At 66.9% G+C, this 22295-nt stretch carries 16 protein-coding genes; 8 read left to right on the top strand and 8 right to left on the bottom strand.

Going from position 1 to position 22295, the window contains the following annotated elements; genetic code table 11:
* Positions 1–14 precede the first annotated feature (14 nt).
* A complete protein-coding gene (locus H8S47_RS03140) occupies positions 15–689 on the top strand; it encodes a M48 family metallopeptidase (protein ID WP_187502473.1) in 675 nt (224 codons plus the stop codon).
* On the opposite strand, the gene H8S47_RS03135 is transcribed toward H8S47_RS03140, so the two are convergent.
* The 5 genes from H8S47_RS03135 to H8S47_RS03115 are packed head-to-tail and all read right to left on the bottom strand — an operon-like array spanning position 665 to position 6202.
* Positions 665–2884 carry a transglycosylase domain-containing protein gene (locus tag H8S47_RS03135; RefSeq protein ID WP_187502472.1) on the bottom strand — a complete coding sequence of 740 codons (2220 nt, stop codon included), beginning with the start codon at positions 2882–2884 and terminating at the stop codon, positions 665–667. The genes H8S47_RS03140 and H8S47_RS03135 overlap by 25 nt on opposite strands.
* A 44-nt stretch (positions 2885–2928) precedes the next feature.
* Complete coding sequence (msrB, locus tag H8S47_RS03130; RefSeq protein ID WP_187502471.1) at positions 2929–3339, bottom strand: peptide-methionine (R)-S-oxide reductase MsrB; 411 nt, start codon at positions 3337–3339, stop codon at positions 2929–2931.
* 54 nt (positions 3340–3393) lie between these two features.
* A complete protein-coding gene (locus H8S47_RS03125) occupies positions 3394–4482 on the bottom strand; it encodes an NAD(P)/FAD-dependent oxidoreductase (protein ID WP_187502470.1) in 1089 nt (362 codons plus the stop codon).
* The gene (locus H8S47_RS03120; RefSeq protein WP_187502469.1) at positions 4461–5141 is read right to left on the bottom strand and encodes a methyltransferase domain-containing protein; all 681 of its coding nucleotides are present in this window, start codon (positions 5139–5141) and stop codon (positions 4461–4463) included. The genes H8S47_RS03125 and H8S47_RS03120 overlap by 22 nt, the downstream gene beginning before the upstream one ends.
* Positions 5138–6202 (bottom strand): type III polyketide synthase, encoded by a 1065-nt coding sequence (locus H8S47_RS03115; RefSeq protein ID WP_328805410.1) that lies wholly within the window; start codon positions 6200–6202, stop codon positions 5138–5140. The genes H8S47_RS03120 and H8S47_RS03115 overlap by 4 nt, the downstream gene beginning before the upstream one ends.
* Positions 6203–6670: 468 nt before the next feature.
* Here H8S47_RS03115 and H8S47_RS03110 point away from each other — a divergent pair, with 468 nt between their 5' ends.
* The 6 genes from H8S47_RS03110 to H8S47_RS03085 all read left to right on the top strand — a co-directional run bounded on the left by H8S47_RS03110 (position 6671) and on the right by H8S47_RS03085 (position 15538).
* Entirely contained in the window at positions 6671–7132 is a 462-nt protein-coding gene (locus H8S47_RS03110) for a MarR family winged helix-turn-helix transcriptional regulator (RefSeq protein WP_187502467.1), read from the top strand.
* Between the two features lie 345 nt (positions 7133–7477).
* Positions 7478–8488 (top strand): hypothetical protein, encoded by a 1011-nt coding sequence (locus tag H8S47_RS19110; RefSeq protein ID WP_187502466.1) that lies wholly within the window; start codon positions 7478–7480, stop codon positions 8486–8488.
* A gap of 11 nt (positions 8489–8499) precedes the next feature.
* Positions 8500–8973, top strand: coding sequence for a DUF11 domain-containing protein (locus H8S47_RS03100; protein ID WP_187502465.1), 474 nt, complete (start codon positions 8500–8502; stop codon positions 8971–8973).
* Positions 8974–9049: 76 nt separating this feature from the next.
* A complete protein-coding gene (locus tag H8S47_RS03095; RefSeq protein ID WP_235982572.1) occupies positions 9050–10150 on the top strand; it encodes a hypothetical protein in 1101 nt (366 codons plus the stop codon).
* A gap of 72 nt (positions 10151–10222) precedes the next feature.
* Complete coding sequence (locus H8S47_RS03090) at positions 10223–15274, top strand: DUF11 domain-containing protein (protein WP_187502463.1); 5052 nt, start codon at positions 10223–10225, stop codon at positions 15272–15274.
* A gap of 18 nt (positions 15275–15292) precedes the next feature.
* The gene (locus tag H8S47_RS03085) at positions 15293–15538 is read left to right on the top strand and encodes a hypothetical protein (RefSeq protein ID WP_187502462.1); all 246 of its coding nucleotides are present in this window, start codon (positions 15293–15295) and stop codon (positions 15536–15538) included.
* 317 nt (positions 15539–15855) lie between these two features.
* Here the strand turns inward: H8S47_RS03085 and H8S47_RS03080 are convergent, their stop codons facing one another.
* From H8S47_RS03080 to H8S47_RS03070, 3 genes are all read right to left on the bottom strand, one after another.
* On the bottom strand, positions 15856–16485 hold the full coding sequence (locus H8S47_RS03080; RefSeq protein ID WP_187502461.1) for a LolA family protein: 630 nt from the start codon (positions 16483–16485) through the stop codon (positions 15856–15858).
* Between the two features lie 225 nt (positions 16486–16710).
* Entirely contained in the window at positions 16711–18066 is a 1356-nt protein-coding gene (locus H8S47_RS03075; RefSeq protein WP_235982571.1) for a carbohydrate porin, read from the bottom strand.
* Between the two features lie 261 nt (positions 18067–18327).
* Positions 18328–20637, bottom strand: a complete 2310-nt coding sequence (locus H8S47_RS03070) for a DNA translocase FtsK (protein WP_187502459.1) — start codon at positions 20635–20637, stop codon at positions 18328–18330.
* Between the two features lie 143 nt (positions 20638–20780).
* Here H8S47_RS03070 and H8S47_RS03065 point away from each other — a divergent pair, with 143 nt between their 5' ends.
* On the top strand, positions 20781–21995 hold the full coding sequence (locus H8S47_RS03065) for a UbiH/UbiF/VisC/COQ6 family ubiquinone biosynthesis hydroxylase (protein WP_187502458.1): 1215 nt from the start codon (positions 20781–20783) through the stop codon (positions 21993–21995).
* The last annotated feature ends 300 nt before the right edge of the window (positions 21996–22295 follow it).

The following is a 22295-nucleotide window of genomic DNA, read 5'->3' as shown; positions in this document are numbered from 1 at the left end:
CTCGTGATCGCCCGATGATAGAAGGCCTGGAGATCGTCCGTCACCCTCGCGCCCGTCGTGCGCGACTGTCGATCGATCCTGCGAGCGGCCGCGCGCGGCTCGTCCTGCCCAAGCGGGCGGCGCTGAAGCAGGCGCTGGCCTGGGCCGAGGACAAGGCTGGCTGGATCGCCGAACAGCGCGCATTGCTCCCCCAGCCCCGCCCCTTCGTCCCCGGCGCTGTCGTGACCGTCGCCGACGAACCGCTGACGATCGAGTGGACGCCGGGCAGCCGCCGCGCCGTGGTACGCGAAGGCTCGGTCTTGTCGCTGTCGGGGCCGACCGAAACGATCGCGCGGCGTGTCGAGGCGTGGCTGAAACGCACCGCCCTCGCCGTGCTCGAAACCGAAACTGCCGAATATGCCGCCAAGGCGAAGGTGAGCGTCGCGCAGGTCGCGGTCGGCGATGCCAAGGGCCGCTGGGGCAGTTGCGCGTCGAGCGGCGTGATCCGCTACAGCTGGCGCCTGATCCTCGCGCCGAGCTGGGTCCGTCGCGCCACCGTCGCACACGAAGTCGCGCACCGCGTCCACATGAACCACGCGCCGGTCTTCCACGCGCTGGTCGAGCAGCTCTACGGCGAGGATCCTACGCCCGCGCGCGTCTGGTTACGCACGCATGGCGCCGAACTTCACTGGTTCGGGCGATCGTCCTGATACCGGCGATCCTGGTTGCGGTCGTCCTGGTATCGGCCGTCCTGGTATCGGCCGTCCTGATATCTATCGCGCGGCACGTCGCGGGTTAGCGGCTGGCGTCCTGCCGGTTGCTCCTGACGCGGCTGGTTGCGGCCGGTGACACGGTCGATCCAGTCCTGATTCATCTGCTGCGGTGGGGCCGGTGGCGCGGCCGGCGTCTCGGGCTGATCCGCATCTGGCCGCGGGATCGTATCGCCGGTCTGCGCGTCGGTCGGTACCGGCGGCTCGCCTGGATCGATCGGATTGCCGTCGGCGTCGACCGCCATCTGGCCATTGTCGGGCTGGCCGAAATAGCTCTCCTCGTCGGGTTCGAGCTGCCACTCGGGCAGGGTCACCTTCGTATCGAACTGCTCGATCGGACGGTTGGCGGTCGCGGGCTTCATGAACGCCGCCCAGGCACGCGCCGGTGCTTGGCCGCCATGCAGCCCGGCGATCGGCTTGGCGTCGTCACGCCCCATCCACACGCCGGTCGTGATGCCGCTGGAGAAGCCCAGGAACCAGCCATCCTTCGACGAGCTGGTCGTTCCCGTCTTGCCTGCGACCGGGCGGCCGATCTGCGCCGCGCGGCCGGTGCCGGTGTTGACCGCGGTCTGGAGCAGATCGGTCATCTCGGCGGCGACATAGGGCGCGACGAGCACATGGCTGCGATCGACCTCATGCGTGTAGATCGTCTGGCCGTTCGCGGTGACGCGCGTGATTCCGTACGGCGTGACCGCGACGCCCTTGCTGGCGACCGACGCGAAGGCGCGCGTCATGTCGATCACGCGGACCTCGGACGTGCCGAGCACCATCGACGGATGCACGTTGACCGGCGTCGTGATGCCGAACCGGCGCGCCATGTCGGCGACCGTGTTGAAGCCGACTTCCTGGCCCAGCTTGGCGGCAATGGTGTTGAGCGAATAGGCGAAGGCGGTGCGTAGCGACACCGCGCCGGAGTTGCGCCGGGAATCGTTGCGCGGGCTCCAGCCCTGGATCGTGACGGGTTCGTCGACGACCGAATCCTCCGGCTTGTGGCCCGCCTCCAGCGCGGCGAGGTAGACGAACAGCTTGAACGCCGAGCCCGGCTGGCGGACTGCCTGCGTCGCGCGGTTGTAGATCGACGAGACGTAATCCTTGCCGCCGACCATCGCGCGCACTTCGCCGCCACGATCGAGCGCGACCAGTGCGCCCTGTGCGCCGGCCGGGGCATTGGCGCGGATCGCCGCATCGGCTTGACGCTGCATGTTGAGATCGAGCGTCGTCCAGACTTCCAGGGGCTCGGTGGTCTCGTCGATCAGCGTGTCGAGCTGCGGCAGCGCCCAGTCGGTGAAATAGCGGACGCTGTTCTGCTTGGGCTCAGGCGCTAGTTTCAGGCCGGATACGTCCGCATCGGCAGCCTCGGACGCGGTGATCGCGCCGGTTTCCTGCATCGTCTCCAGCACGACGCCGGCGCGGCCCATCGCGGCCTCGGCATCGGCGGTCGGCGAGTAGTTGGACGGTGCCTTGACCAGGCCGGCGATGACCGCGGCCTCGGCGAGGCTCAGGTGATCCGCGCCGTGGCCGAAGAACTTCCGGCTCGCCGCGTCGATCCCGTATGCCCCGCCGCCGTAATAGACCTTGTTCAGATAGAGTTCGAGGATCTGGTCCTTGCTGAACTTCCATTCGAGCGCGAATGCGAGGATCGCCTCGCGGAATTTCCGGCCGAACTTCTTCTGGTTGTTGAGGAAGACGGTCCGTGCCAGCTGCTGCGTGATCGTCGAGCCGCCCTGCGTCCAGTGACCGCGGTCATACCGCACCTTTACCGAGCGTGCGACACCAACCGGATCGACGCCGATATGCGAGCGAAAGCGGCGATCCTCGACCGACACGGTCGCGTCGCGCATGACCTTGGGGATCTGTCCGTAAGGGAGCCATTCGCCGAAGCTCGGGCCCATCGACACGATCACGGTGCCGTCGGCGGCATGGACGCGGATCATCTGGCCGTTGGGCGACGATTTCAGGCTGTCGAAGCTGGGGAGCTGCGACATCGCGACGTACACCGCGATCGCCAGCGCGCCGAGCGCGAGAACGCCGATCCCGACGCAGAGCTGCAGGAACACGACCAGCCGTCGCCGCCAGCGTGACGCCGGGGGAGTTGGGGACCGACGGGACGGGGAAGCAGAACGCGTACGAGCCATGTGGCCGCAGAATTACGCGCGATGTCCCCGCCCTACAAGCAGCATCAAGCCGCAGCGTTCGCTTTGCGCGGTCGGAATTCGAGCGACAGCGAATTCATGCAATAGCGCTGGCCGGTCGGCGGCGGACCGTCCGGGAAGACATGCCCCATATGGCTGTCGCAGCGCGCGCACCGCGTCTCGATACGGGTCATGCCGTGGCTGCGATCGGCGTGATCGGTGACGGCGTCGGGACCGATCGGCCGGGTGAAGCTGGGCCAGCCCGAGCCGGAATCATATTTGTCGGCGCTGTCGAACAGTTCGTTGCTGCACGCGGCACAACGATAGATGCCGTCGGCCTTGTTGTCGTTGAGTGCGCCCGCGAACGCACGCTCGGTCCCCGCCTCGCGCAGCACATGATATTGCTCGGGGGTGAGTCGCTTGCGCCACTCGGCTTCGGAAAGATTGAGTTGGTCCATGGGTTTGAATCTCGTGCTGGCGGGACGGATTTCAATATGGCGTAGGGACGGGCTCTAGGTCTGGCCTATTCTCGTCGCGTTGGCGATCACCTGGATCAGGGAAGGGCGCATCAGCGGCAGCAACCAGGCTGCCCGCGTACTTTCGGCGACCTGGCGGACGATGCTGGCGATGCCGATCGGGCGGGCGAGGCGGCGGGCGAAATCCTCCTGCCACCGCGCTGCCGAAGCGGGACCGCCGCGGACATAGGCGTCGGCGGCCGCGGCTCCGCTGGCCAGCGCGATGCCCATGCCTTCGCCGGCGAGCGAGGGGATGACGCCGGCCTGGTCGCCGAGCCGGAATGTCGCGTCGACGCCCGCGCGCTGCCGCCAGCCATAGGGCACGTTGGCGATCGCATCGATCGGTGCGCGTCCGTCGATCAGGGCGACCCATTCGCCGAGCGCTGGCATCTCGCGACCCAGTGCATCGAGCAACTGCGCGGGGGATCCAGCGGCCTGAAGCCTCGATCGATGCACGGCCATGCACAGGTTCGCGGTGCCGTCCTCCTGCATCGCGAGGCCCGCATAGCCGCGGTCGAACAGGTGCAGCTCGATTCCGCCGTCGAGCGCCGCGCGGAGCGCCGGGGAGGGGGCGATACGGACGCGTAACCCCAGCGTCGGGTCGGCGCCGCGCGCGCCTTCCGGCCGCGCCATCCCGCGAACGTCGTGCTTGCCGCTGGCGAGGAACAGCGCGTCGGGGGCGAACGTCGCGCCGTCCGCGGTGCGGACCGTCATGCCGTCGATCTCGCGCACGGTGACGCCGCGCTCGACCGGCGTGCCGAGCCGTGCGGCTTCCGCCAGCATGACCGTGTCCAGCCGGTGGCGCGTGACCGACACCGCGGGACGGGGGAGGGCGGCATCCGCGCGTCGCGTACCCGCGTAGATGCGGGCGCGCGTCACGCGCTCGGGGTTGAGCGTGTCGGGATCGATACCGAGGTCGGCGAGCGTCTCCAGTGTCCGCCAGCTGAGGAACCCGCCGCAGATCGCATCGCCGGTCTCGCGCGATCGTTCGACGAGCAGATGCGGCAGACCGGCGCGCGCGAGGCCGATCGCGGTCGCGGCCCCGGCGAGCCCGCCGCCGACGATCAGCGCAGGCGTTCGACGCATAACCGGAACGGGAAGACGCGGCGGACCTTCCCCTTGGTGATACCGGCTTCGGCGAGCAGCGGCGGCCATTCGTCGGGGCGATAGCTGCGCGCGATCGACAGCGTGCCGTCGTGACGGACGATCGGGTGCCAGCGCGCCAGGGTCGCGAGGACGGGGAAGCCCCAATGCGCGAAGCCGTGACGATGGAGGTCGTTGACGAACCACCCGGCGCTTGCGTGCGCCTCCATGAAGCGCAGGAACGCCACGAGCTGGTCATGGGTCATGTGATGCGCGACGAGGCTGCTGACGATCACGTCCCAGGGCTCGTCGGCAAGGTCGGCATAATCGCCGGTGACATAGCGGATGTCGCCACCATGCGCCCGCGCCGCCTGTTCGCTGCGCGGGTTGAGATCGACGCCGACCAGCTGCGCCTCGATGCCCTTTGCCTCGGCCCAGCGCGCGATCCGGCGCAGCATGTCGCCGTCGCCAAAGCCCACGTCGAGCAGCCGGAAGCGTGTCCGCCCGGCTGTTGCCCGCGCCAGGAAATCGAGCGTCGGGCGGCGCGCCATCGTCACCGTGTTGACAGTGGCGAGATCGCCGACGACGTCCGCATAAGTCGCCGCATCGAGGTCGTCGGCGTCCATCAGTTCTTCGGCCTGGCTGCGAATGGCTAGGCTCATGGCGCGCTTCGGAACCCGAAGCCCTCCGCCGCCAGTCCCGGCCCGAACGCGAGCGCGACCCCGTGCGCGATCGGCGGCCCGGCGAGCAGGCGCTCGAACACGAACATCAACGTCGCCGACGACATGTTGCCGTTGTCCGCCAGCACCTGCCGCGACGCCGCCAGCGCCTCGGGCTTGAGCTGCATCGCATGCTCGACCGCGTCGAGGATCGATCGGCCGCCGGCATGCACCGCCCAGCCGTCGATCGTCTCCGGCGGCCGGCCATCGCTGACGATCGCGCGAAACTCGGTATCCGCCAACGCCGTGGCGATCCGCGCGGGAACCTCGCCGGACAGGTGCATCGCAAAGCCCGCATCGGTGACGTCCCAGCGGATCAAAGCCTCTGTATCGGCGAGTGCGGCTGCGAACGGGGTACCGAGTTCGAGCCCGGTCGCATCGGCAGTGACCAGCGCGGCGGCGGCCCCGTCGCCGAACTGGAGCATCGCCAGCAAGGGCTCGATCTCGTTGGCGGGCTGGAGATGCAGCGTCGAGAGCTCGACCGTGACGACCAGGACGCGCGCCTTGGGCTCGGATCGGACGATGTGGCGCGCGCTGCGCAACGCGACGACGGCGGCGTAACACCCCATGAAGCCGATCAGCAGCCGCTCGACGCTGGACGACAGGCCGAGCCGTCGCGCGATGATCTGGTCGATCCCCGGCGCGACGAAGCCGGTGCAGCTCGCCACCACCAGATGCGTGATCCCCTCGACGGCGACCTTCGTGCGCAACGCCGCGATCGCGCGGATCGCCAGGTCGGGGGCGTGCTCGGCATAGAGCGTCATCCGCGCCGCGGTGCCGGGATGCGGCTCGGCGGCGTAGAAGCCGGCATCGTCGACCGGCGACCCCCCGTCCGCGGTCGGCGGCAACACCGACCAGCGATGCGCGATGCCCGATCGCGACGCCATCCGGTCGAACACGCGCTGCGTGCGCGGTTCGATGCGCGATCGAGCCCAGGCTATGAAGGCATCGTGGATATCGTGACCGGGTACGGCGGAACCAACGGCATTCAGATAAGCGGACACGATACCCTTTCCCATGCGACCGAGCCGTCAACGCGTGACGTGGCCAATCGGCCTGCGCCTATCAAGGCTGGGATTCCAGGCGAATCGGTGGCCGAAGTTCGGCGTACAGCGCACCGATCGATACCGCGCCGGTTTTCGGCCGTTCCGTAAATATTGGTTACCGACAAACATACCCTCGACGCCGCAGTCGGCCGAACTGAACCATATTGAACCTAATTAAATCGTTTGCAGCAAGAATAGCAGGGAGAAATCGTCGTGATCGTGCATTCGAATTATACAGGATTACCGGATTCCAAAGGATTAGGTTGATATTTGGTCGCATAGGTCGAGAGTAAGATCGCATTTGATCTGGATTCAGGTCGGATGCGGTTTCGGTTCGGTTCGACGCCCTGTTCGAAAACGGCACATGTCCGTGAGCATCGAGGTCGGGTGTCGAAATCCGGATCGTGGGAGGAAGAGGGGCTTTTGGTGAAGAACGAGTCCGTAGTCGATCTGATCAAGGATCTGACCGCAAAGCTTTCCGCTGTGGCCGAAGAGTTCAACGGCCGTGTCGCACAGGCATCGGAACCCATAGCCGTCGGCGACGTGCCGAGCGAGGCTATGCTGGTCGACCGTGCCAACGCGGTGCTCGCCGAGCGGCGGATGCGGCGTCAGTTCCTTCCCGAGGAATTGTTTCACGAACCGGCCTGGGACATGCTGCTGGCGCTGTTCGTGTCCCGCGACGACCGGGCACCGATGAACATCAAGGCCCTGGTCAGCATGTCCGACGCGCCCGTGACGACATCGCAACGGTGGATCGAGCATCTCCACAAGCTGAAGCTGATCGATCGCGTCATCGACCCGACGGATCGCCGCAGGGTCGAGATATCCCTCAGCTACAATGGCGAAGAGGCGATGCGTTCGTATCTGCGGGCGCTCAAGCGTCAATAAGCGACGCGGTCGAGTTGCCGCGGCGTACGATGTGAGCGCTACTCGCCCGACGGGTGTCGAAGACTAAAACGATAATGGTAGATAATGGCGACCATTGGAAACCATAACGACACATAATATCTAAGATTTATATAGTATACTAAGAGAACAATTAGATTTGATCTAGTTGTAATGGCTAACATATGTCGCATTAACTGATGCCATTATGATTTCGTAGTATTTGATTAATCGCGTCGAGCCAATTTGTTCCCGACAAAAAGATCGGGGCAAGCATTGGGTCATCGTACGTCTGCGCAGGGGGGAAAGGATAGCCGGCACCGGCTTGTCCTGGCAGCTTCACGTAGCGTGCGGACCGGCTTGGTCGCGGCGACGCTGGCGCATCCCGCCTTCGCCCAGACCGCGATCGCCGTTCCGGACCGTCCCGCGGTCGGGACGGTAGCGGGTACGTCGATCGTCAACACGGCCGGCCTGCGTTACGATCTCGACGGCACATCCCGATCGACCGTCTCGAACACGGTGACGATCGTCGTTGCCGAGCGCCTCGACGTGGCGCTGGTTCGCGACGATCATGATGCGGTGGTGGTGGGGGCCGAGCCGACCGTAATCCCGCTGACGTTGACGAACCTCGACAACGGCAATGAAACCTTCACGCTGGTGGCGACCGTTTCGTCGGCAGGGATCACGCTTCGTACCCTGGTGATCGATGCCGATGGCGATGGGCTGTACGATCCGGTGCGGGATCTGGCGCCGGTCGATGGCAGGACGCCGGTGCTGGCGCCGGGGCAATCGATCAAGCTGCTGGCGATCCTGGCCGCGACCTCGGTCAACCCCGTTACCACACCCGTCACCGCGACCTTGACCGTCACCGCGCAGTCCACGACCGGATCGGGTACCGCGGGTGCGACCTATGCCCAGGCTGGCGACGGCGGCAGCGACGCCGTGGTCGGGGTGACCGGTGCCAGCGCGAGCGTGGCGATCCCGCTGAGCACCGGTCCAGTCGGTCCCTCCCTTTTCAAGAGCCAGTCGGTGCGGGCTGCCGACGGATCGCAGAACGCGGTCCGCGATTCGGTCATCACCTACACGCTCGAGGCGCGCTTCACCGCCGCCGTCACCGGCGCGCGGATCGCCGATCCGATCCCTGCCGGCACCGTCTTCGTCCCGGGCAGCCTGACGCTCGACGGCGCGCCGCTGAGCGATGCCGCCGACGGCGATGCAGGCCGCTTCGACGCGACCGGCACCGCCCAGACCGGAGGCGCCCAGACTGGCGGCGCGCCGGGTCCGGGCATCGCCGTCGCGCTCGGGCAGGTCGTCGCCGCGTCCGTCCACACCGTCCAGTTCAAAGCCAAGATCCAATGAGGAGCATATCCATGATCACGCGTCCGATGATTGCCGCCGTTCTGGCGGCCACCGCTGCAGTCGCCTCCGCGGCCGCAGGGCCGTTGCAGGTCACCAGCAGCATCCTGGTCGAAAGCCGCACCGCCGCCGCCGACGGCACCACGCGGATCGCGCTGGTGAAACCGTCGAAGGTGACGCCGGGCGACAAGGTCATCTTCGTCCTCAGATATCGCAACACCGGGGCCCAGCCGCTCGCCAACGTGGTGCTCGACAACCCGTTGCCGCGCCAGATCGCCTATCGCTCCGCCAATCCGGGGTCGCCCGCGCCCGACGTGTCGGTCGACGGCAAGACCTTCGGTTCGCTCGCCACGCTGCGCGTCCGCAGCCTCGACGGCAGCACCCGCGCGGCGGGCCCCAACGATGTCACCAGCGTCCGGTGGCGCCTCGCAAGCCCGTTGGCGGCCGGTTCGCAAGGTCAATTCGCGTTCCAGGCCGTGCTCAAATGACCCGGCATTCCTCCTCACTGCAAACACATAAAAGGTAGATTTCGACATGAACGTAAAAGGGGTAATTCGCACGCTGATGGCCGGTACGGCTGCGGTCGTGTCGATCGGCATCGCGGCGGAGACGGCGAGCGCGCAGGCACCGGGGCCGGCAGGTACGGCTGCCGGCACGACCGTCACCAACACCGCGCAGGCCAGCTATTCGGTCAACGGCGTCCAGCAATCGGTGGCGTCGAACGCGGTCAGCTTCGTGGTCGATCGCAAGGTCAACCTGACCGTCACCACCAACCAGCCCGCCAATACCGAGGTCGCGATCGGCCAGACGGCGGCGGTGACGACGTTCAGGGTGACCAACAACACCAACGGCACCCAGGATTTCGTCCTGACGGCAAGCCAGTTGCCGATCCAGAACCTGTTTGCCGGCGACAATTTCGACGTGACCAACGTCAAGGTGTTCGTCGATTCGAACACCAACGGCACCTATGATCCGGGCGTCGATATCGGGACCTACATCGACGAACTCGCCGCCGATCAGTCGGCCGTCGTGTTCATCGTCGGCGACGTTCCCAACGTCCAGTCCGCCTCGCTCGCCGGCATAACCCTGATCGCACAGGTCGCGGCCGGGGGTAGTGCCACCGTGCAGGGCGCACCGCTGGCACCGAGCGTTGCGCTCAACGACGATGCGGTGGTCGACGTGGTCTTTGCCGACAATGATTCGGACGGGCTGGGCCCCGATATCGCCAATAACGGGCAGGGGCGTGCCTCGCTCGCGTATGAAATCACGACGCGCGACGTCGCGCTCAGGGTCGACAAGACCCAGATCGTGGTTTCCGACCCGGTGAGTGGACTCGTCGCGCCCAAGGCGATTCCCGGCGCGGTCGTCCAATACTGCCTGACGGTGTCCAACGGGACGCTGCTGACGCCTGCGAACAACGTCAACCTGACCGACCTCGTCCCGGCGAACACCACCTATCAGCCAGGCTCGATCGTGATCGGCGTGCCCGGTGTCCAGCCGATCTGCACCGTGGCGGGCTTCGTCGCCAACGACGACGGCACGCCGATCGCCGGCACGACCTTCACCGGCGGGTATGATTCGACCGCGAGGCGGGTGACGGCGACGATCCCGACGCTGCTCGGCGGGACCGCGGTCGCAGCAAGCTTCCGCGTGACGATCAACTAACCCCCGCTCCTCGCGAACAAGGAACGACCGATCTCGGCACGCGCAGCGACGCGTGCCGGGAGAGGACCCTTCATGCCCAGCGCCCACCGTCTTCTGCGCCTCTGCGCTCTGCTCCTGACGATCCTGTACGGGCTCGCGCTCGGCTGCCTTCCGGCCGCGGCGCAGACTGGTGTCCAGGCCGGTGCCCAGACGCGGATCGAGAATACCGCGACGCTCTCGTTCGACGATGCGACCAGCGCGGCCGGATCGCGCATCGTGCCGTCCAATACGGTCGCGCTCGACGTGAACCGGGCCAAGCGTCCGACGACGCTCACGTTTCGGCTGCCGCCACCCAATTACGCGATGACCGGCGCCAAGTGCCAGACCGCGCCGACCCTTCTCTTCACGCCGGCGCCGATCGACGCCGCGACCTATGCCGCGTCGTCCCCGATCGCGACCGTCGACATCTATGCGGACATGATCCTGGTGCTCGACAACCAGGCCGGCAACCGCGATCCCGAAATGCGCGAAACCGCGATCATCGCGGTCGAGGTCGGCACCATCCGGACCACGCTGACGCTGACCGAGACGGCGGTCGCCAGCGGCATCTTCGCCGGCGGCATTCCCGCGGTCGCGACCGGCAAGCATCCCGAGCTCGCGGCCTGCGATATCCGCAACCAGCGCGGCGCGGCGATCATGCTGAGCTTTGCCGAGGACGGCTACAGCCTCGCCTCGATGGCGTCGCTGCTGATCGACCCGGCCGGCTACACGTTCGATTCGCGGACCGGCGCGCTGATCGACGGGACCACCGTGTCGCTGGTCGACGAGACCGGCCAGCCCGCCACCGTGTTCGGCGACGACGGGGTCAGCCGCTATCCCTCCACCGTGATCACCGGCGAAGCGGTCACCGACGCCAGCGGCCGCGTGTATCCGGGCGAGACCGGACGATACCGCTTCCCGCTGACCGCACCGGGGCGCTATTTGCTGAAGGTCGCGCCGCCCGGCACCTACACCGCGCCCTCGACCGTCGATCGCGCGACGCTGGCGCAGTTGAAGGACCCGCAGGGCAGGCCGTTCATCCTCAACGACACGAGCTTTGGCGGATCGCTGACGCTGTCGACGCCCGAACCGTTCTCGGCCGACATCCCACTCGACAGCCCCGGGGCGGGGACGCTGTTGCTGACCAAGATCGCGTCCGTGCGCGAGGCGTCGCCGGGCGATTTCGTCCAGTATCTGCTGCGGATCACCAACCGCGATGCCGTCCCGGCGCGCGGGCTCCACGTCGCCGATACGCTACCCAAGGGACTGCGCTACGAGCGCAATTCTGCGCGCGGCGGGGACGAGCCGACCGTGTCGTCCGATGGCCGCACGCTCGACTTCGTCATTCCGGTGCTGGCGGCCGGTGCCTCGACTGAACTGAAATACGTCGTCAGCATCGCCCCCGGCGCACCCGCCGGCGAAGCGCTCAACCGCGCGCGCGTCGTCGGGCAGGGGACCGTCACCAGCAACGAGGCGGCGGCGTCGGTTCGCCTGCGCCCCCTGTTGTTCACCGACGCGATGACGATCATCGGCCGCGTGACCGAGGGGAATTGCGGCGATCCGGTCGACAAGCGCAAGGGCGTGGCCGGGATCCTCCTGTTGATGGAGGACGGCACGTTCGTCGCCACCGATCGCGACGGGCTGTACCATTTCGAGGGCGTCCGCGCCGGGCGTCACGTCGTTCAGATCGACACGTCGAGCATCCCCGCGACGCATGGGCCGGTCGCTTGCGACATCGACACGCGCCAGGCGAACAGTGCGATCTCGCGGTTCGTCGAGGGTGATGGCGGCCTGCTGAAGCGCGTCGATTTCCAGCTGAAGCCGACCGGCAAGGCCAAGGCTGCGGACGCCGGCCTGCCCGTCGCGGTCGTGGATGCCGCCATCGCGGCAGGCAGTCGCGACTGGCTGGCGGGCGAACAGGTGGCCGGCATCGACTGGCTGTTCCCGAGCGCCGACCACAACCCGCGCGCGCCGATCGTCCGCGCGGTGGTCAAGCACGCGCCCGGCCAGCGCATCGCGCTCACGATCAACGGCAAGCAGGTCGAACCGCTCGCGTTCGACGGCACCGACCAGCGCGACGGTACCGATGTCGCGGTGTCGCGCTGGACCGGCATCCCCCTGATCGACGGCGACAACCGGCTCCAGGCGCGGGTGCTCGCCGCCGACGGCAGCGTCGTGAAGACGCTCGATCGGGTCGTGTATTACTCGGGTGCGGGCGTCCGCGCGGTGTTCGACGCGGCGAGCAGCCGGCTGGTCGCCGATGGCCTCACCCGACCGCTGATCGCGGTGCGCGTGACCGACAAGACCGGCCGTCCGGTTCGCGCCGGCACGCTCGTGCCGTTCAAGGTCGACCAGCCCTATGCCGCCGCGGTCGAGGCCGAACTCGAACAGGCTCGCCAGCTCGCCGGCCGCGAACGCTCGTCCACCACCGCGCAGGTGGTCGGCGACGACGGGCTCGCCTTCATCGCGCTCCAGCCGACCACGCAGGCAGGTGCGGTCCGCGTCGCCGTCTCGCTGACCGAGGACAAGGTGGTCCACGCCAACGAGATCCGCGCCTGGCTCGCGGCGTCCGCCAAGGACTGGGTCGTGGTCGGCTTCGGCGCGGGCTCGCTCGGCTACGACATGCTCAGCAAGCGCCAATCGGGGCTGCCCAAGTCGGAGCGCAACAGCGTCGTCACCGACGGCCAGCTCGCCTTTTACGCGAAGGGTCGCGTCAAGGGCTCGTGGCTGGCGACGATCGCCTATGACAGCGACCGCAAATACGATCCTGACCGCGGTCTGCTCGGCACGATCGATCCCGATCGCTATTACACCGTCTATGGCGACGGCGCGCGCCAGGGCTATGACGCGGCGACCCGGCGGAAACTGTATCTGCGGCTCGAGCGTCGCGAATTCTATGCGCTGTTCGGCGATTTCGAGACCGGCTTCACCGACACCCAGCTGACCCGCTATAACCGCACGCTCAACGGCATCAAGACCGCCTACGAAGGCAAGCAGATCCGCGCGACGGGGTTCGCCGCGCATACCGACACGCTGTATTCGCGCGACGAAATCCAGGGCAACGGCCTTAGCGGTCCGTACCGGCTGTCGGGGCGCAACATAGTGCCGAACAGCGACAAGCTCCGGCTGGAAACGCGCGATCGGTTCCGGTCCGAGCTGATCATTGCGACCACCCAGCTGACGCGGCACATCGATTACGACATCGACACGTCGATGGGCACGGTGCGCTTCCGCCAGCCGATTCTGAGCCGCGACAGCAACCTGAACCCCAATTTCATCGTCGCCGATTACGAGGTCGAGAGCGGCCGATCCGCCAAGCTGGCCGCCGCCGCACGCGTCGCGACCAAGCTGGCGAACGGCCGGGTCGAGATCGGGGCCGCGGTCATCCGCGACGAAACGGTCGGCAAGGCCACCGTCGTCGGCGCGGATATCAAGGCACGCGTGAACGCCACCACCGAACTGCGCGGCGAGATCGCCAAGGGGGGCCGCGGCGGGCTGGGGCGGGGGCTCGCCTATCTGGCCGAGGCCGATCACCACGGGAAGAAGCTCGATCTGCTCGCCTATGTGCGCCAGCAGGATACCGCGTTCGGGGTCGGCCAGCAGAATTTGGTCGAGGCGGGCACGCGCAAGTTGGGGCTCGATGGCCGGCTGCGGTTGACCGACCGGATCAGCGTGACGGGGGTGGTGTGGCATCAGCAGCAGCTCGACAACCCCGGCACGCGCACCGCGGGCGACGTTCGGCTCGAATATCGGCGCGATACCGGCACGATCTTCGTCGGCGGGCAATATGCATCCGATCGTGGTATCGACGGCAAGGATCGCGACAGCCGCCTGTTGACGCTCGGCGGGACGCAGGCGCTGTTCGGCGACAAGGTGACACTGTCGGGCCAGACGCAGTTCGCGCCCGGCGGCGACAGCGACAGCGTCGACTTCCCGGTCCGCCATCAGATCCAGTTGTCGTACCGGATCAAGCCCGGCATCCGGCTGATCGGCGGGTACGAGATCGCCAATGGCGACGGCTATGTCGCGCATACCAAGCAGTTCGGCGTCGACGTCGCGCCCTGGACCGGCGCCAAGCTGATGAGCACGCTCAACCAGCAGGCGATTGGGGAGAATGGCGAAAGGACTTATGCGCAATATGGCCTCAGCCAGTCGGTCCCGATCGGCAAGAACTGGACCATCGACGGTACGCTGGATGCCAGCAACACGCTGAAGGGGGAGATTCCCGAGGGCGCGGTGGTGAACGCGTTCCAGCCGGTCACCTCGGGCGGCTATGTCGGGCAGGACCAGATCAACGGCGATTACGCCGCCGCCACGCTCGGCGCGACCTATCGTCAGGCCCTGTGGTCGGTGAACGGGCGGCTCGAATATCGCAATGCCGACAGCGGCGATCGCTGGGGGATCACCACCAACTTCCTGCGCACGCTCGGGCAGGGCAAGACGCTGGCGTCGGGCATCAAGGCGTACACGATCAAGGACCGGAGCGGCGCGGTCGCGACCTATGCCACCGCCGACGTCGCGCTCGCCTTCCGCCCGCTCGACAGCCGCTGGTCGGTGCTCGAACGGCTCGAACTGCGGCACGAGAGCGCGGATGCGGGCTTCACCGATTCCAACGCGCTGGGCGTGCCCGCCTATGGCAGCGGCGATCAGGTGACGTCGCGGATCATCAACAACCTCGCCGTGAACTATCGCACCGGTCCCGAAGGGCTCGGGCACGGGACCGAAGCGACGCTGTATTACGGCGCGAAATACGTCGCCGGGCGGTTCGCCGACGACACCTACGACGGATATATCGATGTCACCGGTTTCGAACTGCGTCAGGATGTCGGCACGCGGTTCGATATCGGCGTGAGCGGATCGGTCCAACATGCCTGGTCGCGCGGCGCCTGGTCGTGGAGCGGCGGGCCGTCGGTCGGCGTGTCCCCTGCGCAGAATACGTGGATCAGCGCGGGCTACAACATGTCCGGCTACCGCGACCGTGATTTCGAAGACGACCGCTACACGCGGCAGGGGCCGTACGTCACGATGCGGCTGAAGTTCGACCAGACCACGCTCGGTCCTGCTCTGGGTGGCGCGACGCGCGCGCTGTTCGGTGGACGCCGATAATCACAGGGAGAGAGACACATGCCGATGCCGACCCAGCCCACCCCCATGCCGCTGCGGCGGGACTTTACCGATCACGGTTCGTGCGTCGAGGATCTCGCGCGGGCATTCGCGGCGCAGGACCCGGCGACCAGCGAGGCGCTGATCGAGACGCTGGCGACCCAGGCGATCCGGCAATGGCGGCTGGACGACGCGACGTTCTGGCAGCGGGTGAAGTTCCAGGCCCGGATGATCCGCGCGCAGATGGGGTCGTCGGGAAAATACTGAGGGGCGTCGGTGACGCACGCGGTGCGATGGTTCTCCCACCGGAAGGGCGGGAGATGACACGGCGGGTGCCGGCCGAACGCGCGTGCTCGTCCGCCGCGATTGAGCGAGTCTTGCGGATCGCTTTTTGGGTGCCGCTCTAACGAGAATGACCCTCGCTCCGGGGGCATGGAGCGAGGGCCGACTCAGCGTTCGTCACGCAGGCAGACTGTGGAGAAACCATCCGGGCAACAGGGGGAAAAATCCCGAATGCCCCACATCCGCGAGCCACTCTCTAGGGGCCGCAACCTGTCGCTTGCATGAATGACGCGAAAGTTATGTTACTTTCTTCCAGCCGTCCGCCGTGGATCGTTCCAGCGGAAGGTGTTGTCGCTGACCGGGACGCCGAATTTCTGGTTGGTCAGCCGTACGGTCGTGCGATTGTTCTGGCTGTCTAGCGCGACCCAGCCCTGCAACATTAGACCACCTGGCGCGCTAGCGTTGCGCACGAAAACCAGCGTTATTTTTCCAGTTTCGGGGTGTTTTGGATCGTTTACGTCCACCGATACAATCCGCGGATCATACCCAGGAACGAGTTTCGCATACCGCGTGATGTCGCGCGTCGGATCGAGAAATACGACCAGCGGCGAGTTCTTGATCGGCCAGCGCTGCACCTGCTTCACCGAATAATCGATGAAAGTCAGCGCGCCGCCCTCCGCGACGATCAGGATCGGCACGCCTTTTTGATACTGGAACCGGATTTTGCCGGGCTTTTTCAGCGTCAGCACGCCAGTCAGCACTTTGCCATTACGATCCGCTTGCGAAAAATCGGCGGTCATCGTCTCCATGGCTTGAAGAGACTTCTGCACGGCCGCGAGGTCGCCGGTGGCCTGTGCGGCGATCGGCGCCGGTACGGCAGCGACCGATAGGGCGGCGATCGTCGCGATCACCGCGGGGCGGGTATTGAACATCGAAATCTCCTTGGAACGCGGACAATTGCCGCCCCGCGCTTGAACCGCCACTGAATTCGCCACTCAATTCGATGCGCGGTCACCACACAACCGCATCCGTCATCCTGACGAAAGTCAGGACCCAGGATCAAGCAGGGCAGCCGCTGTTACTCTGGGTCCTGACTTTCGTCAGGATGACAGGGGAGGGAGATAACAAGCAACTCCGGCCGTGGATCCTCCGCGCCGCTACAGCGTGACCGCGGCCTTCATCCCCAGCACCCCCACGTCGTTGGCGTCATGCACGCCGCCAGGGTTGTGGATGAACTGCACATTGGGCCGCAATTCGAGCCACCGCGTCGGGTGGACGCTGTAGTAGATCTCCGACGCGTACTCGGCATCCTGCACCGCGGGGCGCGTCGGGTCGAGCGCCTGCCCCTTCGCGACGCGCCCGTTCACATTGGTCCGCGCGACGCCGAAGCCGAGGATGTCGCCCGGCCGCCACGGCACCAGCCCCTTGTAGAACAGTCCGGCGGCGACCTGGTTGTCGGTCGTCGAGGTCGCGCGGTCGGCCTGAGTCGCGTTGAGGAACACGCTGAGCCCGGTGACCGACTTGCCGTCCTTCGAGGTGCCGGTGATCTGCTGCTGGAGGTTGAAATACACGCCGTAGCGCGCGTTGCGGCGGAGCGGTGCGAGCCCGGTGATCGCGATCGGCTGGCGGTTCACGTCGTAGAACACGTCGTCGCCGTTCGACGTGTTGACCCAGCCGCCGATCTTGTACGCACCGACCCGGCCATCGTCGTTACCGCGATGCCATTCGGCTTCGACCGGCACCAGCACGCCGGTCGCGCCGTGGAAATGGCCGATCACGAAATCGTTATCGAGATTGCGCGGGTTCACTTCATAGACCCCAGCCTTGAGTGTCAGCTGCTCGTTCCGATCGTAGCGAAGCCGCGCGCCCCATTGCCCGACCGGCCAGTTCTGCCAGTAATCGCCGACCAGATTGCCCGGCTGCGCACCGCAGAAACTGAGGTTCTGGAAATAGCAGGAGAACACCGCGAAATCCTCGCCGGGATTGGTGCGGCCGATCTTCAGTTCGAGTTTTTCGCCCAGCTTCTGCTCGTACCAGAATTGCGTCAGGCGCAGCGTCTGGCCGCGGCCGTACACTTCCTGCACCTGTTGCAGCACGCCCAGATTGGCATCCGCACCAAGGTCACGTCCGCGCCGATAGGTGAGGGTGGCCTGGAATGCACCGCCCTGTAGCCCGATCACCTTGTCGAGATCGAGCAGCACGCCGACGTCGAACTGCCCCGTTTCGCGCAGCAGCTTCCGGTCGCCGCCTGCGAAATTATACCCGCTTTCGGACGCATAACGCGCGCTGACGCCGATCCCGCGCTCGGTCAGCCGCTTGCGGATGTCGAACCAGTCGGCGAACAATCCGGGCGGCGGGGTTCGCTGCGTATCCGCGGTCAGCGCGGACGGGGACAGATCGCTGTCGCGGCGGACGCCGGCGCGGGGGCGATGCTGCGTGTCGGTGGTGGAACTGCCGGGGGTTTGCTTAGGCGCCTCCTGCGCGCCGGCTATACCCGGGACGGTCAGTGCCAAAACCGCCGCCCAGAACCGCCGATACCCCATCACGCCCACCTGTTTTTCGTAACCCGTAGCAGCCCCGTATACCGGGCCTCGACCGTCCGAAACCCTCCGGAAGGGTGAAGGCCGGATTACAGGAATCCTCCCCCGCCAGGGGGAGGTGGCTGGCACTCGCCAGACGGAGGGGGAGGCAAGCGCCACCTCTGTTCCGTGTCCTCCCCCTCCGTCACCTGCGGTGCCACCTCCCCCTTGCGGGGGAGGATCGTTAGATTGACGCTAGATCGCATGCCCCTCGGTATCGCGCAGCACTTCGCGGCGGCCGACATGATCCGGGCGACCGACGATACCATCCTTCTCCATCCGCTCGATCAACCGCGCCGCCGAATTATACCCGATGCGCAACTGGCGCTGGAGCCACGAGGTCGACGCCTTTTGCGACTCGCACACCAGCTGGATCGCCTGGCGATATTGCTGGTCCTCCGCCGAATCCTCACTCGTCGGCGAACCCTCCAGCGCGAAGCTCTCCTCGGGCTCCTCGGTCACCGAAGAGATGTAATCGGGCAGCCCCTGCGAGCGCCAGTGATCCGCCACCAGCCGCACTTCGTCATCGGTCACGAACGGCCCGTGCACGCGGACGATACCCTTGCCGCCGGGCATGTAGAGCATGTCGCCCTTGCCGAGCAGCTGCTCCGCGCCTTGCTCGCCGAGGATGGTGCGCGAATCGATCTTCGACGTGACGTGGAAGCTTATCCGCGTCGGCAGGTTCGCCTTGATGACGCCGGTGATGACGTCGACCGACGGACGCTGCGTCGCCATGATCAGGTGGATGCCCGCCGCGCGCGCCTTCTGCGCGAGCCGCTGGATGAGGAATTCGACCTCCTTGCCCGCGGTCATCATCAGATCGGCGAGCTCGTCGACGATCACGACGATCTGCGGCAGCACGTCGTATTCGAGCTTCTCCTCCTCGTACATCGGCGCGCCGGTGTCGGGATGATAGCCGGTCTGCACCTTCCGCCCGAGCGGCTGCCCCTTGGCCTTTGCCCCTCGGACCTTGTCGTTGAAGCCGGCGAGACTGCGCACGCCGACGGAGGACATCTGGCGATAGCGATCCTCCATCGTCTCGACCGCCCATTTCAGCGCGCGCACCGCCTTGGCGGGATCGGTGACAACCGGCGACAGCAGGTGCGGAATGTCGTCGTACATGCTCAGTTCGAGCATCTTCGGATCGATCATGATCATCCGGCACTGGTTCGGCGTCAGCTTGTACAGCAGCGACAGGATCATGCTGTTCAGGCCAACCGACTTGCCCGAGCCGGTCGTACCCGCGACCAGCAGGTGCGGCATCGGCGCGAGATCGGCGATCACCGAATCGCCCGCAATGTTCTTCCCCAGGATGATCGGCAGCTGCGCCGACTGGTCCTCGAACGTCTGGCTGCCGACGAGCTCGTGCAACGACACCGCCTCGCGCCGCGCATTGGGCAGCTCGATACCGATCACGTTGCGCCCCGGGATCACCGCCACACGCGCGGAAATCGCGGACATGTTGCGCGCGATATCGTCGGCCAGCGCGATCACCCGGCTCGCCTTGACGCCGGGGGCAGGCTCCAGTTCGTACATCGTCACGACCGGACCCGGCCGCACCTCGATGATCGATCCCGTCACCTTGAAATCGTCGAGCACGTTCTCGAGCAGCCGCGCGTTGCGTTCCAGCCCCGCCTTGTCGATCACATTGCCCTGGCTCGGCGGCGACGGCGTCAGCAAATCGAGGCTCGGCAGCGTGAAATTGTCGCGCAGGTCGAGCGACGACTGGCGCTCCTTGGGCTTGGCCTGCGACGGCGCGCTCTGGCGGTCGGCGATGACGGGGGCCGGGCGCGGATCCGGCTCGGCGATGGCACGTGGCTCGACCGGCTTGCGCGTCAGGGTCAGCGGTTCGTCGTCCTCGTCGATCTCCGCAAAGCCGTCATAGCCGAGCGCCTCGGTCCGATTGCGGCGGGGGAAGCGCCATTTGCGCTCGCCGAGATCGATCTCGATGCTCTTGCCCCACACGATCGCGCCCGCGATCGCCGCGATCAGCCCGACCGCGCGGCCGGACCAGAGCTCGGCGATCGGCTGGCCGATGAAGCTCAGCCCCCAATGCACCGCACTTGCGACGGACAAGCCGATCACCCCGCCCCAACCGGCAGGCAGCGCCAGCACCGAAGACCCGGACACGAACGCCAGCGCGCTCGCCATCAGCGCGACGCCGATCGCGGCCCCGCGCAACATCCGCCCCCAGCGTCCCAGCGGCAGGTCGCGCCACAGCCGCATTCCCAGGATCGGCCCGATCGGCAGCAGCAACGCGACCGCCGGCCCGAACAGGGTGAGCGCGATATCGGCGAACCAGGCGCCCGGCGGCCCGACCAGATTGTCCGGATACCCGCCCGATGCGGTGTTCAACGCCGCGTCGCTCGGGTGATAGCTCGCCAGCGCGAGCGCCATCAGCAGCGTGCCGACGAACAACGCGATCGCCGCGATCAGCGCGCCGCTGCGCACCGCACCCGCCTTCACCGTCTCACGCCACAAGGCTGGCTGCGCGCGGCTGGCCATGACCCGTAATCTCCAGTTGCAGTATAATGCGGAAATGCATCGTCCTCGACAGGCGCAACGTCAAGGTAACCACGCGACAACACGGGTTAAGCTGCGTCCGGATCGGCGTTGGCAGCGACCGGCTGGCGGGATAGAGCGGCCTTATGGACACAGATGTAATCATCCTCGGTGGCGGGCTGGTCGGCGCGACGCTCGCCGTGGCGCTCGACGTGCACGGCATTTCGACGATCGTGATCGACCCCGCCGACCCCGCGGTGACGCTGGCGCCGGGCTTCGACGGCCGCGCCTCGGCCGTCGCGAGCGCGAGCCACCGCATGCTCGACGCGATCGGCATCGGCGCGACGCTGGCGGGGCAGGGCTGTGCGATCCGCCAGATCCGCGTCAGCGACGGGCTGGAGCCGGGCAAGCTCGATTTCGTCCCCGACGCCGACGATGGCGCGCTCGGCACGATGTACGAGAACAAGCTGCTCCGCCGCACGCTGTTCGACGCCGCGACCGCCGCGCCGCATGTCGACCTCCGCATGAAGACGCGCGCGACATCGGTCGACCGCGCCGAATCGGGCGTCACCGCCGTGTTGGATTCGGGCGACACCGTCCGCGCGCCGCTGCTGATCGTCGCCGAGGGCCGCAACTCGCCGACCCGCGAGGCTGCGGGCATCACGATCGCGCGCTGGTCGTACGAGCACACCGCGATCATCGGCGCGTTCCACCACGAACTGCCGCACGGCGACGTCGCGTACGAGATCTTCTATTCGAGCGGCCCGTTCGCGCTGTTGCCGCTGCCCGACGATGCCGACGGCCACCGCTCCGCGATCGTCTGGACAGTCGACGCGAAGAACGCTCCCGGCATGCTCAAGCTCGGCGACCGCGCGTTCCTCGCCGAAGCGGAAAAGAGCATGGGCGGCTTCCTCGGTAAGCTCTCGATGGCAACGCCGCGCTCGTCCTATCCGCTCGGCTTCCACCACGCCGCGCGGATCACCGACACGCGGCTCGCGCTGGTCGGCGACGCCGGCCACGGCATCCACCCGATCGCCGGGCAGGGCCTCAACCTCGGCTTTCGCGACGTCGCGACGCTCGTCGAAGTGCTGGTCGAGGGCAAGCGCCTCGGCCTCGACCTCGGCGACGCGGCGCTGCTCGCGCGCTACCAGCGCTGGCGCGGGCTCGACACGTTCATGACCGCGGCCGCCACCGACACGCTCACCCGCCTGTTCGGCCTCCCCGGCAAGACCGCCAGCGCCGTCCGCCGCCTCGGCATCACCGCGGTCAACGCGATCCCGCCGCTGAAGGACCGTTTCATGGCCGAGGCACGCGGCGAGAGCGGCGACCTGCCGAAGCTGCTTCAGGGGATGACGGTCTAGGTCGGTTCGACGTCCAAGATTGCTGATCCACCCAACTGCTGAATTGCCGGTCAGCCCGAAACAGGTCAGCATACCCCGCATCGACAAGCCCCTCCCCGGCGGAGGCCGGGGTCTAGGTGGGGAACGGTGGTAACGACGGACAGTCCTTCATTACACCGGCCTTTCCACTTGGACCCCGGCCTCCGCCGGGGAGGTAAGCACTCGGAGCGTGGACCACCGAACAAGTCTGAGGTGCCGGAAGGTCGACAAAATCTCGATCGAGACGAGCGAGAACGCAACGCCGAGCCGTGTTAGTGAAAG

Source organism: Sphingomonas albertensis (assembly GCF_014358075.1).
Classification (GTDB): Bacteria; Pseudomonadota; Alphaproteobacteria; order Sphingomonadales; family Sphingomonadaceae; genus Sphingomonas; species Sphingomonas albertensis.
The sequence above is the reverse complement of the archived record's forward strand: the minus strand, read 5'-3'. Positions and strand labels throughout refer to the sequence as shown.